The sequence below is a fragment of the Achromobacter sp. SD115 genome, from assembly GCF_017355315.1.
GTDB classification, from domain to species: Bacteria; Pseudomonadota; Gammaproteobacteria; order Burkholderiales; family Burkholderiaceae_B; genus Achromobacter; species Achromobacter xylosoxidans_B.
The window spans coordinates 156,591-171,947 of record NZ_JADIJM010000006.1; the positions used below are offsets into that span (position 1 = coordinate 156,591).

The window sequence follows — 15,357 nt, forward strand, 5'->3', positions numbered from 1 at the left end:
AACCATGTCCGCCGTCACGCTCTTTTCCCAGACAGAAACGCAAGCCTCAGGTACGCCGCGCATCGACGCGCGCGACAGCCTGCGCACGCGTCTGGAAGAAGCCGCGTTGAATGCCACGGCCGTGGGCGCGCAACTGCTCTATGATGGCTGGCTGGTGCGTTTAGCGCATTCGCCTGTCAAGCGCGTGCGCAGCATCAATGTGCTGGGGTTATCCACACGTCCGCTGGACGAGCGGCTGGCGTATTGTTCATCGTTGTATGCGCGCCATGGCTTGCCCATGGTGTTGCGCATCACCTCCATCGGTCCCGATTTTTCCCTCGACGCCGAACTGGAGTCCCGCGGTTATACCTTTACCGACGAGACCCGAGTCATGTGCACGCCGCTCGCTCCCAGGGCCTATGTCCGGGGCGATCTGCATTTTGATTTTGTCGATGCCGGGCGCTTTGCGGCGGCGGTCGGGGCGATGCGCAATTCGGAATACGGACACATCGCCGAACATCGGACGCGTCTGCAAGGACTGGCTGTGGATATCTCGCCGGTGCTGGCAACGGACGCGGCGGGACAGTGCGTTGCCGCGGGCCTGGCCGTTCGCGACGGCGATCTGCTCGGCCTGTTCGACATCGTCACCGACCCGGGGCAGCGGCGCAAAGGCTATGCCGCGGCCCTGATTGAACACCTGTTGGCAACAGGCGCCGCCGGCGGCGCCACTACCGCCTATTTGCAGGTTGAGCCGGAGAATACAGCCGCGCGCGCTTTGTATGGCCGCTACGGTTTCAAAGACTGTTACGCGTATTGGTACCGCCTGCCCGCCGAGCAGGCGGACGCCTGAGCCTGGCTCGGGATACAAAAACAGAAGGAAAGAGGATTTAACTATGGCCACCAAGAAACCCAAGGGATTGGGCCGCGGACTGGACGCCTTGCTCGGCGCGGACGCGCCTGCCATCGAGAACATCGGCAAGGCCACCGCCGCCAAGCCCGAGGGTCCGCCGTCCACCTTGCCCGTATCGAAGATGCGCGCCGGCAAGTATCAGCCGCGCACACGCATGGACGAGGGCGCGTTGGGCGAATTGGCCGAATCGATCCGCACACAAGGCATCATGCAACCCATTCTTGTGCGCGCCCTGGGCGAGGCCGCGCCCGGCCACTATGAAATCATCGCCGGCGAACGCCGGTTCCGCGCGGCCCAGCTCGCCGGCTTGAAGGAAGTGCCGGTGCTGGTGCGCGAAGTGGCCGACGAGAACGCTGCCGTCATGGCGCTGATCGAAAACATCCAGCGCGAAGACCTGAACCCGCTGGAAGAAGCGCAGGGCGTGCGCCGGCTGCTGGACGAATTCGGCCTGACGCACGAACAGGCCGCGCAAGCGATCGGCCGCTCGCGTTCGGCCACCAGCAACCTGCTGCGCCTCTTGAACCTGGCCGCGGCCGTGCAGACCATGCTGCTGGCGGGCGATGTGGACATGGGCCATGCGCGCGCGCTGCTCGCCGTGGACGCTGCCACGCAGATCCAGCTGGCCAACCAGATCATCGCGCGCCGCCTGTCGGTGCGCGAAGCCGAAAAGCTGGTCGCCAAGACCGCCAAGGAAGCCGAGTCTTCCGCCACACCGAGGAAGAAGGCCAATGGCGCGTCGCGCGATCTGACGCGGCTGGAAGAAGCCCTGTCCGACCATTTGGGCACGCGCGTCGCGCTGAAAGTGGGCGCCAAGGAAAAGGGTCAGATCGTCATCGACTTCCATGGCTGGGAACACCTGAATTCCCTGCTCGAGCGCCAGGGCCTGTCCGGAGTAGTGGATGCCTGAGCGCGCGCTGCCCGTCATTGCGGTACTGGCGACGGGCGGCACGATCGCCGGCGCCCAGGCCGACGCGACTTCGGCCGGCTACAAGGCGGGTTCGTTTTCCGTCAACGACTTGCTGGCCGCCGTGCCGCAACTGGCCGGCATCGCCCAGATCCGCGCCGAGCAGGTCGCCAACGTCGGCAGCCAGAACATGACGCACGCCGTGTGGCGCGCGCTGGCCGAGCGCGTGGACGCATTGTGCCGCGACGCTTCGGTGGCGGGCATCGTCATCACGCACGGCACGGATACGCTTGAGGAAACGGCGTACTTCCTGAGCCTGGTCATACGCCACGACAAGCCCGTGGTGCTGGTGGGCGCGATGCGTCCGGCCACCGCGCTGGGCGCCGAGGGTCCGGCCAATCTGTACAACGCGGTGGCGCTGGCGCGCCATCCCGAGGCGCGCGGCCGCGGGCCGCTCGTCGTCATGAACGAAGACGTGCACTACGCCCGCGAGATCCAGAAGATCGCCAGCGCCGGCCTGTGCGCGTTCGCCTCGCCCAATCGTGGCCGTGCGGGTGTCATGCATGGCGGCGCGCCGTTCTTCTATTCGCGCAACACCACCACGCATACCGTGGAAAGCGAGTTTTCACTCGCATTGCTGGAAAAGGCCGGCTGGCCCCGCGTGGATGTCGTCTACGCCCACGTCAACCTGCAGGCAGACCTGATCGATTTTCTCGCTGATGCCGCAGACGGCATCGTGCTCGCCGGCGTCGGCGATGGCAATGCCACCGACCTGGCCATCGAAGGCCTGAGCCGCGCCGCGGCCAGCGGCGTGGCAGTGGTGCGCTCAAGCCGCACCGGCAGCGGCTTTGTCGCGCGCGATGTCGAACTCGATGACGCCCGCCTGGGATTCGTTGCCGCACGCGACCTGAATCCCCAGAAGGCCCGCATCCTGCTGATGCTGGGCCTTTCGATCACGCGCGATCCGGCGGCTCTGCAGGATCTGTTCGACCGCTATTGATGCGCGGCGGCTGGGCCGGCCGCATTCTCCTGCTGCGCCAGCCCCAGGCTGGTCCTGAGCATGTCGTAGACCTGTCGCGTCAGCGGATTGATCAGGTCAGGCCTTATCCACAGGAAGTACGTCACGTCGGGCAAGGGCGGCAGCCCTTCCTTTTCGCCCAATACGCGCATCTCCGGCCCCAGTAGTTCCACGCTGCGCGCCGTGACGCCTAGTCCCGCGCGCAAGGCGGCCTTTATCCCCACCAGAGTCGGGGCCACATAGTTGGTGTGCCAGCGTACGCGCGCCTGTTCCAGGGCCGTGAGCGCCAGCCGGCGGAAGATGCTGGGTTCGTCGGCCAGCACCAGCGGCACTGGCGCATGCATGTCGTGCACGTAGTCGGCAGAGGCCAGCCACACCGTGGGCGAGGTGCGCAGCGCCACGCCCTCGAAGTCCTGGTCGAAGCGCGTGGATATCGTCAGGTCGAGCTCGCCGGCGCGCAGGGCATCCATCAGGAAGGGGCTGCGGTCCGTGCGGATTTCCAGCTTCACGCGCGGCGCCGCACGCGCGATGTGCGTCAGCAGCGTCGGCAGGATGGAATCCGCCACGTCCAGCGGTGCGCCCAGCCGCAGATCGCCTTCCAGCGGGCCGTCTTGCAAGGCGCGCAGCGCCTCGTCGTTGATGGCCAGCATGTGGCGGGCGTACTCCACCAGGCGGCGTCCGTGCGAGGACAGCACTTTGTTGCGGCCCTGTTTCTCGAACAGAGGCTGGCCGATGAGTGACTCCAGCCGCTGCATCTGCTGCGTCACGGCCGATTGCGTCTTGTGCAGCCGATTGGCGGCTTCCGAGAAGGTCTCGTGCCGGGCGATGGCAGTCAGGGTGCGGAGCAGGTCCAGATCCAGGTTGCGCATGGTGGTTCATAAAGTATTAGCGACGCTAATGGAATCTTAAGGCAATTTAAATTGTTCCACAGGGGGAGGGCGGATACAGTCAATTCCATAACTCATGAAAATAGGGAAAATCGAAAGTGAGCAATGCACATCCTCATCAGGCCGGCATCGCCGGCGCCATCGGAAATATTAAAAAAACTGTAGGAAATAAGGGGCTGAACCGCGACAGCCTCCAGACCGTGCTCGATGAGCTGGTCGATCTGGCCAGCCATACCGACTGGTGGGCCGCCGACCGCTATCCCGCGCCGGAAGACGGTGAGCGCCAGGCCCGCTATCTGATCGCCGAAGACGCCGACAAGAGCTATGCGCTCTATCTGAACGTCATGCGCCCTGGCAAGCAGATCGTCCCGCACAACCACACCACCTGGGCCTGTATCGCGGCCGTGGAAGGCGTGGAATACAACTACGTCTACGACCGCAGCGACGACGGTTCCGTGCCCGGGGTGGGCCGTCTGGAAAAGACCGGCACCGTGGTGGTCGGTCCTGGCGCGGGCATCGCACTGATGCCGGACGATATCCACGCCGTGGAGATCCAGGGCGACAGCGTCATCCGCCATCTGCACATGTACGGCCGCGCGCTGGAAATGCTGACCGAACGCCTGGCGTTCGATCTGGAAGCCGGCACCTGCAAAGTCATGCCGATCGGCGTGCAAACCCGCCGCTGACATGGACAAGCCCTATCGGTCCGCCACGCGCCTGCTGCGCGCCGGTCGCCCACATCATGGCTGGGTCAATACGCCGGTCACGCGTGCCAGTACCTACGTCTTCGACAGCGTGCAGGCCTGGCGCGATACGCGCAGCCGCCGCGACCAGGAACGCCTGCCGTCCTATGGCGCGCGCGGCACCGATAGCACGCACGCGCTGGAAGACGCCCTGGTGGAACTGGAAGAGGGCTATCGCGCCAAGCTGTATCCCACCGGGCAGGCCGCCATCGCTACCGTGCTGCTGGCCTATCTGCGCGCGGGCGACCACGTGCTGATCACGGATGCGGTGTATGAACCCGTGCGCCGCTTCTGCGCGGAACATCTATCGCGGATGGGGATTGCGTACACATACTACCGGCCGGACGGCGCGGGCATCGAGGCGCTCATCCGTCCTGAAACCCGCATGATCTATGCGGAGTCGCCGGGCTCGCTGACCTACGAGATGCCGGATCTGCCGGCACTGGCCGCGCTGGCCCACGCGCATGATTGCTGGTTGGCTGTGGATAACACCTGGGCCTCCGGCTTGGTGCACAAACCGCTCACGCTGGGCGCCGACATCTCGATCCTCGCGGCCACCAAGTACCTGGGCGGGCATGCCGACGTGATGATGGGCGCGGTGATCTCCAATGCGCACGCCTGGAATCCGCTGGAGCGCGCCACCGTGGATCTGGGGCAGACCGTCGGCGCCGATGACGCCTACCTGGTACTGCGCGGCATGCGCACGCTGCCATTGCGCATGGCGCAGCACGCCCGCAGCGCTCTGCGCGTGGCCGATTTTCTGTTGGGCCGCCCGGAAGTGGCGCATGTCCTTTGCCCGGCCTTGCCGGGCGATCCTTCCCATGCGTTGTGGCTGCGCGATTGCAGCGGCGCGAATGGTCTCTTGACGGTGGAATTTGCCGACGCGGTCGGCATGGACGACGTCGAGCGACTTATCAACAGCCTGCGGCTGTTCGGCATAGGCGCATCGTGGGGCGGCTTCGAAAGCCTGGTGATCCCCGTCAATCTGCGTGCCGCGCGATCCCTGCCGGATTCCACGCCACGTGGCGTCATGCTGCGTCTGCATGTGGGCCTGGAAGACCCCGACGACCTCATTGCCGATCTTGAGCAAGCGCTATCCCAACTCTTTCCGTCCTCTCTGAACACCATGATGCATCCCACCCAAGACCAGCTCGTCGCCGACGTCGATCCGCACACGCTCAAGCAATGGTTGCATGACGGGGCGGAGATCGCGCTGCTGGACGTGCGCGAGCACGGCCAGTATGGCGAGGGGCATCTCTTTTACGCCGCGCCCGTGCCCTACAGTCGGCTGGAAGTGGATATCGTGCGCCTGGCGCCGCGGCGCGATGTGCGGATTGCCATCTACGACGAGGGCGGCGCCGACGACACGGCGGCGCGCGCCGCGCAGGCTTTGGGCGCGCTGGGATACCGCAACGTGCACCGCCTGGCTGGCGGTATCGCGCAATGGCAGCGCGACGGCTATGCCGTGTTCGCCGGTGTGAACGTGCCCAGCAAAACCTTCGGCGAATTGGCCGAAGAAGTTTTCCACACCCCCCGTATCGGCGCGCGCGATCTGGCCGAGCGCCAGCGCCGCGGCGACGACCTCATCGTGCTGGATGGCCGGCCTTACGCCGAGTATCAGAAGATGAGCATCCCCGGCGGCATCTGCTGCCCCAACGGCGAACTGGCGCTGCGCGCCCACGCGCTGGCGAGCAATCCACAGACCACCATCGTGGTGAACTGCGCCGGCCGCACGCGCAGCATCATCGGGGCGCAGACGCTGATCAACCTGGGCGTGCCGAATCCGGTTTACGCGCTGGAGAACGGCACCCAGGGCTGGTACCTGGAAGACCTGCAGCTGGAACACGGTGCGCGCCGCCGCTACGACGACGGTGTCGCGGCGCAGGACCTGCCCGCGCTGGCGCAGCGTTCCTTGCGATTGGCCGAAAGCCATGGCGTGCCCATGGTGAGTGCCGAAGAGGTACAGGGGTGGTTGCGCGACAAGACCCGCAGCACCTTCCTGTGCGATGTGCGCGGCGCCGAAGAGTACGCGCAAGGTTCCTTGCCCGGCGCGCAGCATACGCCTGGCGGTCAGCTGATCCAGGCCACGGACCAGTACCTGGCCGTGCGGGGCGCGCGCATCGTGGTGTTCGACGCCGAGGGCGTGCGCGCGCCGGTGGTCGCCAGCTGGCTGAGGCAGATGGGCTGGGACGCCAGCGTGCTGCGCGAAGGCGTGCAGACGCGCCTGGATAACTCTGTGGAAAAGGCGTTGGCGCCGCAATTGCCCATGCTGACCGACGCGCAGCTAGCCGCCGCGATCGCGCAAGGTGCGCAAGTTGTCGATCTTCGTCCGAGCATGCGCTTTCGCGCCAGCCATATCGCGGGGGCGCGCTGGGCTATCCGTCCGCGCCTGAACAATCTGAACCTGGACGCCGCGCGTTCCGTGGTCCTGCTGGCTGAGGATGCCGCCTTGGCCGCGTGGGCTGCACAGGATCTGCGCGCGCAGGGTGTGGATGACATCCAGGCCAACGCAGGCGATCCGGGGGGCTGGTCCGCGCAGGGAATCGCATTGGAATCGACGCCCGCCGAGCCCGCCGACGCCGACTGCATCGACTATCTGTTTTTCGTGCATGACCGCCACGACGGCAACAAGGCCGCCGCGCGCCAGTACCTGGCCTGGGAGACCAACCTGGTCAAGCAGATCGATGAACGCGAATTGGCGGGCTACCGCTTTCCGGCCGGCTGATACCGGAACCGCCGCGCAGGCCTGATCCGGTCCGGCGGCACAGCAGACGCATCAATCCGAAAAGTACGCCCCGGCCTTCATGGCCGGGGTGCGGACGGTTCACGCCGAACCGGAATGCAAAGGACGGCCGAGTATCCGGCTGCCAATCACAAGGGGAATTCCAGATGAAGCACCATGCATCGCACGTACGCAAGGCCGCCGCCGCGGCCCTGGCTGGCCTGCTGTGGGGGACTGTTGTCCACGCCCAGGCGCCCGCGCCTTTGCCGGACTATCCCAAGCAGGCCATCACGGTCGTGTCGCCATTTCCGCCGGGCGGGGGCAATGACGGCGTCGCGCGTCTGCTCGCGCAGGAACTGGGCGCCATCACGGGCCAGAGCGTGGTGGTGGAAAACCGCTCGGGCGCGGGCGGCAACGTCGGCACGGCGCAGGTGGCGCGCGCCAAGCCCGACGGCTACACCCTGGTGATGTCGCAGACCAGCGTGATGGCGGTCAATCCGCGCTTGTACAAGAACGTGGGCTTTGATCCGGTGAAGGACTTCATGCCCATCTCGCAAATTACTTCCGCGCCGCTGGTGCTGGTGGCCCGCAGCGAAAGCCCGTACCGTACCCTGAACGACTATCTGGAAGCCGCGCGCAAGCAGCCCGGCGTGGTGACCTACGCGACCCCTGGCAACGGCACCATGAGCCATCTGATGGGGGCGCTGCTGTCGCAGAAGGCCGGCGTGAAACTGGTGCACGTGCCGTACCGGGGCGCGGCACCCGCCATCACCGACCTGATGGGCGGCACGGTGGATATGTTGATAACTTCGCCCGCCTCGGCCGAACCCATGGTCGCCGCCGGCAAGCTGCGCATCCTGGCGCTCAGCCACGAGAACAGCATCGGCATTTTCAAGGGGGCGCCCACGCTCAAGCAGGCGGGCATGGAGGGCATTACCGCCGACGATTGGTACGGACTGTTCGCGCCCGCTGGTACGCCGCCCGAGCGCATTGCCTACCTGGCGCAAGCCGTGGCGCAGGCAATGAAATCGCCCGCCGTGATCGCCAAGATCAACAGCGGCGGCAGCTGGGCGGTGGGCAGCCAGCCTGTTGCGTTCAAGACGCGGCTGCAGGAGGACACCGTGTATTGGGCCGACATGGTGAAGACTGCCGGCGTGTCGCTGGACTGACGCGGGGGGCTGGCGCTACACCGCCACGACCTTGCCGACCGCGGACTTCAAGGCGGCGTAGGCGGGCGACTTCTGCGCGCTGGTGTTGGTGACCAGATGGTCGATGCGGTCCGCGCTGCAATAGGACACGCGGCTGCACAGGCCGATCTTGCTGAAATCGGCCAACAGCACCAGCTGCTTGGCGTTGGCCGCCATGGCGCGCGCCACCTCGGCCTCGCGCAGGTCGTAGTTGGTGGCGCCGAATTCGGCGTCCACGCCCACCGGCGACAGCAGCGCCAGGTCGGCGCGATAGCGATGGATCTCGGCGATCGTGATGTCGCCGGCCGTGGCGCATACCGGGCCGCCCACGGATCCGCCCAGCATGATCAGCTGGTTGGCGCCGTTGCCGGCCGTGCCCACTTTCAAGGCCACGTCGAACGAATTGGTAATGACGGTCAGCCCCGACAATTTGGCCAGTTCGTCGGCCAGCACGCTGGTGGTGCTGCCGGCGTCCAGGAACAGGGTCTGGCCGCTGGATACCAGGCCTGCCGCCGCGCGCGCGATGGCGCGCTTGTACTTGACGCGGGTGTGCACGCGTTCCGCGATGGGCGGTTCGCTGTGCACCGGCACGGCGCCGCCGTGCACCCGGCGCAATTCCCCCATGGCCTCGAGTTCGAGCAGGTCACGCCTGACCGTTTCCCGCGAGACCCCCAGTTCGCCGACGATACGGTCGGTCGATACCTGCTGCAATGAAGACAGCAGGGCGCGGATTCTCTGATACCGCTCTTCTTGCCACATGTCCGATGCTTCCTAATCTATGTCCGGCGCCGTGCGGCCGCGGCGATCAGCGCGCGCAATGCCAGCAGGGACCCTCCCACGACCAGCATGATAAGGGTTGAATAGGCCGCGGCCTGCGAGACGAAGCCGGCTTCGTCCAGACGCAGGACAGAAACCGGCGCCACGCTGACGGAAGGCGTGACCAGGAAGATCACCGCCGACAGGGTCACCATGGACCGCATGAACAGAAAGAAGAACACGCCCAGCACGGTCGGGCCGATCAGCGGCAGCACCGCGTCGCGCAGCACCCGCAGCGTGCCGCCGCCCAGGCAGCTGACTGCTTCCTCCAGTGCCTGCGGCACCGCGCGCATGCCGGTCATCATCGTCAGGAAGCCCTGCGTGTGGTAGTGGTAGAAGTTGCACAAGGCGATCAGTGCGGCGCTGCCATACAGCGCATACAGGGGCGTACCAGGGGCGTTGAAGGCAAAGATGTACGACAGGCCCAGCACCAGGCCCGGAACGCCTACCGGCAGTACCGACACCAGGTACACCAGCTTGGCCCATGCGCGCGGAATCCGGCATACGCCGAAGCTCAGGAAGAACAGCAGCAGTACGCCGCCGCCCGCCGCCGCCAGTGAGAGGTACAGGGACGTCCAGAGCGGCGTGTAGCCGCCGCTGACAGTGATGTCGTAATGCTTCAGCGTCCATTCCATGCGGTACGGCCACAGCCGCATGAAGCTGGCGAAGATCACCGTGGCCACCGTCAGGATGATCGTGCCGCTGGCAAGCAGCACCCCGGCGGTAAACGCCGCATCGCGTCCGCGGGACGGTTGCGGTGAGACCCGCAGGCCGCTGGGCGAGGCCGAGCCGAACTGGCGCTGCGAGGCGACGCGCTCGATCTGCACCGATATCAGCGAGGGCAGCAGCAGCAGGATGCCGACCACGGAGCCCATGCCGAAGTTCATCTGCCCGGATACCTGGCTGTAGATCTCGGTGGCCAGTACCCGGTAGTTGCCGCCGATCACGGCGGCGTTGCCGAAATCGGTAATGGTGATGACGAACACTACGAATGCCGCGCTCAGCAGGCCGAATTTGCAGTTGGGCAGGGTGATGTCGAAAAACTGGCGCGCGCTGGAGGCGCCCATGACTTCGGCCGCGTCGTAGTAGCGCGCGTCCATGTTGCGCAAGGCCGCCTGCAGGATCAGCACGGCCTGGGGCAGGGCGTAGAACACGTTGGAGATCAACAGGCCCCAGAAGCCGTAGATGTCGATTTCCCAGCCGGTCCAGCGGTGCACCAGCCCATTGCGTCCCAGCAGGAAGATGAGCCCCAGGCCCTGCACCAGCGACGGCGCCAGCAGCGGCAGCACCAGCGTCAGCCGCACGGCGGCCTTGCCGCGCATGCAGCTGCGGTCCAGGCCATAGGCGATGGCGAAGCCCAGCGTGATGCTGACCACCGTGGTGGCGGCGCTCATGACCAGGCTATTCAGCGTGGCCGTGAGCACGCCGCGAGTGGCGAAGACCTCGGCATAGTTGCCCAGGCCGACCGAGCCGTCTTTTTCGACCAGGCTGCGCCAGGCGACGGTAGCCAGCGGATAGAGGAAGAACAGCGCCAGGCCCGCCAGGGGGATGCCGACGCAGGTCCACAACAATACGCGGTCCGCCGACCAGGGCGCGCGGCCGGCGGGCGCCGCGATGGCCGTGCTGGCGTGGGCGGCGCTCAAGCGGCGGCTCCGGTTCGCATGCTGCGGTCCGTCATACGCTGACCCAGGCGCACTGGCCCGGCTCCATGTCCAGGCGCACGGGGGCGCCGCGCGACAGGCCGGCGGCGCCATGCTGTTCCACCAGAAGTTCGCGCCCCTGCCAGGCGACCCGCAAGCGGGTGAGATTGCCCATGAAGGTCATGTCCTGCACACGACCCGGGCCTTGCTCATCCGCGGCGATGCGCAGGCTTTCCGGCCGCAAGCAGGCCTCGTAGCGTTCGCTGGCTCCCTCGGGCCGCGTCGCCAGCAGCTGGGGCATGGCTTCGCGCACCCAGTCGGTGGGCAGCAGATTGCTCAGCCCCACGAAGTTCGCCACGAAGCGCGTGCGCGGCCGCAGATACAGATCGGAAGGCGAGCCCACCTGTTCGATGCGTCCATCGTTCATACAGACGATCTTGTCGGCCAGCGTCAGCGCTTCCTCCTGATCGTGCGTCACCATCACGGTGGGGATCTTCAGGCGCCGCTGCACCTCGTGGATCTCGGCGCGCATGTCGGTGCGCACGCGCGCATCCAGCGCGGAGAGCGGCTCGTCCAGCAGGATCAGCGCCGGGTCCACCGCCAGCGCGCGCGCCAGCGCTACGCGCTGCTGCTGGCCGCCCGACAGCTGGTGCGGGTAGCGGTCGGCATAGTCGGGCAGTTTGATCAGTGTCAGCAGCTCTTTGACACGCATGGCGATGCGTTCGCGAGGTTCACCGCGGATGCGCAGGCCGTAGCCCACGTTTTCCGCCACGGTCATGTTGGGGAACAGGGAATACGACTGGAACACGATGCCGAAGCCGCGCTTGCGCGCGGGCAGCGCGCTCAGGTCGCGTCCGCCCAGGGTGATGGTGCCTCGGTCAAAGGGCAGCAGGCCAGCCACGATGCGCAGCAAAGTGGTTTTGCCACAGCCGCTGGGGCCGAGCAGGCAGACGAATTCATGCTCGCCCACGGACAGGTCGATGTCTTGCAGCGCTACCGACGCATCGAACGTCTTGCGTATCCCGCGCAATTCCAGATACATGGCGTCTCCAGGACGGGCGGCGGCCGGCTTGCCACCGGCCGCCGGCCCATCAACGCTTGATGGTTTCCTGCCAGGTCTTGATGGTGGCGTCCCGCTCCGCGGCCGACTTGGGGAAGTCCACCGGATAGAGGACGGCGGTCAGGTCCTTGGGCAGGCCCGCGGCTTCGGCGGCCTTGTTGGGCGTGGCGCCAGGAATGGTCACCAGTTCCTTGTATTTGCTGTACAGGCCGCCCGCCTGTGCCGACAGCGTCCAGTCAAGGAAGCGCTTGGCGTCGGCGGGATTCTTGGCCGTCTTCATCAGGCCCGACGCTTCCAGCTCGTAGCCCACCCATTTGGACGGAATCACCATCTTGATGGGAAAGCCTTCCTCGATGGACTGCATGGCGGGGAAGGCGAAGGACACGCCGATGGCGTACTCGCCGGCGCGGGCCATCTTGCAGGGACGCGAGCCGGACGGCGTGTACTGCGCCACGTTTTTGTCCAGGTCCTTGAGCAGCGCCCAGCCCTTTTCCTTCCCCATGCCCTGTAGCAGCGCGACGATCTGCAGATAGCCGGTGCCCGATGCCGCCGGACTGGGGATAACGATTTCGCCCTTGTAGACCGGCTTGGTCAAGTCTTCCCAGGAAGTAGGCATGGGCAGGTTCTTGGACTTGAGCCTGTCCGTGTTGACACAGAACGCGGCGACATAGCCGGTGGCCGCGAACCACTTCTGGTCGGCGCCCTTGTACTGGGCGGGCAGGGCGTCCATGCCTTTGGCTGCGTACGGCTCCAGCAGGTTCTGCAGGCGAGGGTCCAGCATGTTGCTGACGGCGAAGCCCCAGATCACGTCCTGCTGCGGGTTGGAGGCCTCGGCGATCAGGCGGGCGCCCAGGTCGCCGGTGGACAGCCTCAGCACATTGACCTTCACATCCGGCATGGCGGCGTTGGCGGCCTTCAGGTAGGCCGCGATCTCGTCTTCTTCGAGGGCGGTGTAGACGGTGATGGCGCCGGCATGGGCCTGCGTCCAACCTAGGGAAATTACTGCAACCACAAGGCCAAGCTTCTTCATACATTGCATGATGGGACTCCGGTTGGAATACACGGCAACGGTGGCGAGCTACGTAGGCGGGCAGTCTTCTGCAACAAATCCGGCAGGTTGCAGTTTTATGTATGTTTGCAAATTTGTGGCAACGTGTCTAGACTGGAAAAACCTGTATTCAAGGGTTTTTTTGGCGTAGGCGCATCCTCCCGCGCCACGCCTGGAGCTCATCGATGCAAACATCACCACCGTTATCCGCGCAGCAGCTGGCCGCGTACTCCTCGTTCGCCCAGACGCTGGCGGACCGCGTGCGCCCCTTGTCGCGCAAGTGGTTCCGGCACCCGCTGGACGTCGACACCAAGGCCGACGAAAGCCCGGTCACGCAGGCGGACAGGGAGGTCGAGGCCGCCTTGCGCGAGGCCATTGCCCAGCACTACCCCGACCACGGCATCTTCGGCGAAGAGTTCGGCGCCTTGCACGCCGAAGCCGAGTTCGTGTGGTCGCTGGATCCCATCGACGGCACGCGCGCCTTCATTTCCGGCAACCCGCTGTGGGGCACCTTGCTGGCGCTGCTGCACCGGGGCAAGTCCGTGCTGGGCGTGATCGACATCCCCATGCTGGACGAACGCTGGATTGGCGCGGCCGGTGCAGCCGCGCAGCTGAACGGCGTTGCCTGCCGCACCAGCGCCTGTACCGAGCTACGGCAGGCCATCTTGTACGCCACCTCTCCCGACATCTTTGCCGGGGCGGAACTGGCCGCTTTCGAGGCGCTGACGCAGGCCGCGCGCATGCGCCGCTACGGCGGCGATTGCTATAGCTACGGCCTCCTTGCCAGCGGGCACGTCGACCTGGTGGTTGAGTCCGGCCTGCAACCGTATGACTATCTGGCGCTGATGCCCGTGATCGAAGGGGCTGGCGGCGTCATTACCGATTGGTCGGGGCAGCCGCTCAGCCTCGAATCGCAGGGCCGCGTCGTCGCGGCCGCCACGCCGCAGCTGCATCGCCAGGCGATGCGGGTGCTGGGGGCGGCCATGACCTGAACGCCGCGTCGCCCGCCCGCAGTTCAACGCAACGCTTCAGCCACAAGGTGAAAGAGCATGCATGCACTAGGGGTAGCAACGGTGGAAGACGCGGAGCGGCTGGTGCAAGCCAGCCAGCTCTCGCACATCAAGGTAGGCTTGTCCGACGTCGACGGCGTCATGCTGGGAAAATACTTGCGGCGCGACAAATTCCTGGGCGCGCTGCGCTCGGGGCTGGCGTTCTGCGACGTGGTGTTCGGCTGGGATCTGGACGACCAGCTCTACGACAACACCAAGTACACCGGGTGGCACACGGCCTATCCCGATGCCAAGCTCAGGATCATCCCGCAAAGCGGCCGCCGGCTGCCGCTGGAGCAGGGGCCGGGCGGCGAAGACATGCTGCTGTTCCTGGCGGAGTTCGAGGGCGACGCCGGCGCCATCTGTCCGCGGCGGCTGCTGCACCGCACCCTGGATCGCGCGGCGGGCATGGGTTACGACGTCTACGCCGCGCTCGAGTACGAATTCTTCATGTTCCGCGAGACGCCGCACTCAGTGCGCGCCAAGAACTACCGCAACATGGAGAACTGGACGCCGGGAAATTTCGGCTATTCAGTGCTGCGCAGCACCGTTGAAGGCGACTTCTACCGCAAGCTGCTGGACATGTGCGAACGCATGGACATGCCCATCGAAGGCCTGCACACCGAGACCGGACCCGGCGTGCTGGAAGCGGCCCTGGCGGTGGACCTGGCTGCGGCCGCGGGCGACAAGGCGTTCCTCTTCAAGACCTTCACCAAGGCGCTGGCGCAGCAGAACGGGCTGATGGCGACCTTCATGGCGAAATGGTCGCATGATCATCCGGGCCAAAGCGGTCACATCCATCTGTCGCTGCGCGACCACAAGACCAACCGCTCCGCCTTCTACGACGAATCCAGGCCGCACGGCATGAGCGCGACGCAAACCGCCTTCATGGCTGGCGTGCAGCGCTATCTGCCGGAGTTCATGGCCATGTACGCGCAAACCATCAACAGCTATTCGCGCCTGGTGCCCGGATATTGGGCGCCGCTGGACGCTACCTGGGGCATGGAAAACCGCACTACCGCGCTGCGCCTGATTCCGGGCAGCGACAAATCGCAGCGCGTCGAGGTGCGCATCGGATCGGCCGACGCCAATCCCTATCTGGCCTTGTCCGCCGCCCTGGCTTCGGGGCTGCATGGCATCGAGCAGGGGCTCGAACCCGAGCCGATGGTGCAGGGCAATGCCTACACGCAGCAGTTTCCGGCCCATCTGCGCCTGCCCACCACATTGTGGGAAGCCGCGCAGCGGCTGCGCGAATCCGAGGCTGCGCGCCATCTATTTGGCGACGCTTTCGTCGAGCACTACGCGGCCACGCGCGAATGGGAAGAACGGCAGTTCCGGCGGCACGTGACCGACTGGGAACTGGCGCGCTACTTCGAAATCATCTGAATCCAAAC

General features: G+C 65.9%; 13 protein-coding genes and 1 pseudogene. 9 read left to right on the forward strand and 5 right to left on the reverse strand.

What is annotated here, in order from left to right:
- Positions 1 to 4 precede the first annotated feature (4 nt).
- The 3 genes from IPU70_RS10930 to IPU70_RS10940 are packed head-to-tail and all read left to right on the forward strand — an operon-like array spanning position 5 to position 2,793.
- Positions 5 to 829, forward strand: a complete 825-nt coding sequence (locus IPU70_RS10930) for an N-acetyltransferase (RefSeq protein WP_207467272.1) — start codon at positions 5 to 7, stop codon at positions 827 to 829.
- Positions 830 to 872: 43 nt separating this feature from the next.
- Positions 873 to 1,796, forward strand: coding sequence for a ParB/RepB/Spo0J family partition protein (locus IPU70_RS10935; protein ID WP_207467274.1), 924 nt, complete (start codon positions 873 to 875; stop codon positions 1,794 to 1,796).
- Positions 1,789 to 2,793, forward strand: a complete 1,005-nt coding sequence (locus tag IPU70_RS10940) for an asparaginase (RefSeq protein WP_207467276.1) — start codon at positions 1,789 to 1,791, stop codon at positions 2,791 to 2,793. Before IPU70_RS10935 ends, IPU70_RS10940 begins: the two co-directional genes overlap by 8 nt.
- Here the strand turns inward: IPU70_RS10940 and IPU70_RS10945 are convergent.
- Positions 2,787 to 3,680, reverse strand: a complete 894-nt coding sequence (locus IPU70_RS10945; protein ID WP_207467278.1) for a LysR substrate-binding domain-containing protein — start codon at positions 3,678 to 3,680, stop codon at positions 2,787 to 2,789. The genes IPU70_RS10940 and IPU70_RS10945 overlap by 7 nt on opposite strands.
- Positions 3,681 to 3,796: 116 nt before the next feature.
- Here IPU70_RS10945 and IPU70_RS10950 point away from each other — a divergent pair, with 116 nt between their 5' ends.
- The 4 genes and pseudogenes from IPU70_RS10950 (at position 3,797) to IPU70_RS10965 (ending at position 8,332) form a co-directional block, all read left to right on the forward strand.
- Positions 3,797 to 4,384 carry a cysteine dioxygenase family protein gene (locus tag IPU70_RS10950; protein WP_207467279.1) on the forward strand — a complete coding sequence of 196 codons (588 nt, stop codon included), beginning with the start codon at positions 3,797 to 3,799 and terminating at the stop codon, positions 4,382 to 4,384.
- 1 nt (position 4,385) lies between these two features.
- Positions 4,386 to 5,528, forward strand: a pseudogene (gene metC / locus IPU70_RS10955) (cystathionine beta-lyase); the annotation flags it as partial.
- 39 nt (positions 5,529 to 5,567) lie between these two features.
- A complete protein-coding gene (locus tag IPU70_RS10960) occupies positions 5,568 to 7,166 on the forward strand; it encodes a rhodanese-like domain-containing protein (RefSeq protein WP_207467457.1) in 1,599 nt (532 codons plus the stop codon).
- Between the two features lie 164 nt (positions 7,167 to 7,330).
- Positions 7,331 to 8,332 (forward strand): tripartite tricarboxylate transporter substrate binding protein, encoded by a 1,002-nt coding sequence (locus IPU70_RS10965; protein ID WP_207467281.1) that lies wholly within the window; start codon positions 7,331 to 7,333, stop codon positions 8,330 to 8,332.
- A gap of 15 nt (positions 8,333 to 8,347) precedes the next feature.
- On the opposite strand, the gene IPU70_RS10970 is transcribed toward IPU70_RS10965, so the two are convergent.
- Genes IPU70_RS10970 through IPU70_RS10985 form a run of 4 tightly spaced genes read right to left on the reverse strand, consistent with a single transcriptional unit; the run spans position 8,348 to position 12,905 of the window.
- Positions 8,348 to 9,109, reverse strand: a complete 762-nt coding sequence (locus IPU70_RS10970; RefSeq protein ID WP_013397042.1) for a DeoR/GlpR family DNA-binding transcription regulator — start codon at positions 9,107 to 9,109, stop codon at positions 8,348 to 8,350.
- 17 nt (positions 9,110 to 9,126) lie between these two features.
- Positions 9,127 to 10,809 (reverse strand): ABC transporter permease subunit, encoded by a 1,683-nt coding sequence (locus IPU70_RS10975; RefSeq protein ID WP_207467283.1) that lies wholly within the window; start codon positions 10,807 to 10,809, stop codon positions 9,127 to 9,129.
- Positions 10,810 to 10,840: 31 nt separating this feature from the next.
- On the reverse strand, positions 10,841 to 11,848 hold the full coding sequence (locus tag IPU70_RS10980) for an ABC transporter ATP-binding protein (RefSeq protein WP_207467285.1): 1,008 nt from the start codon (positions 11,846 to 11,848) through the stop codon (positions 10,841 to 10,843).
- Positions 11,849 to 11,897: 49 nt separating this feature from the next.
- Positions 11,898 to 12,905 (reverse strand): ABC transporter substrate-binding protein, encoded by a 1,008-nt coding sequence (locus IPU70_RS10985; RefSeq protein WP_013397039.1) that lies wholly within the window; start codon positions 12,903 to 12,905, stop codon positions 11,898 to 11,900.
- Positions 12,906 to 13,099: 194 nt separating this feature from the next.
- Here IPU70_RS10985 and hisN point away from each other — a divergent pair, with 194 nt between their 5' ends.
- Both hisN and IPU70_RS10995 read left to right on the forward strand, forming a co-directional pair.
- Positions 13,100 to 13,906, forward strand: coding sequence for a histidinol-phosphatase (gene hisN / locus IPU70_RS10990; protein WP_207467287.1), 807 nt, complete (start codon positions 13,100 to 13,102; stop codon positions 13,904 to 13,906).
- A gap of 57 nt (positions 13,907 to 13,963) precedes the next feature.
- A complete protein-coding gene (locus IPU70_RS10995; RefSeq protein WP_207467289.1) occupies positions 13,964 to 15,349 on the forward strand; it encodes a glutamine synthetase family protein in 1,386 nt (461 codons plus the stop codon).
- The last annotated feature ends 8 nt before the right edge of the window (positions 15,350 to 15,357 follow it).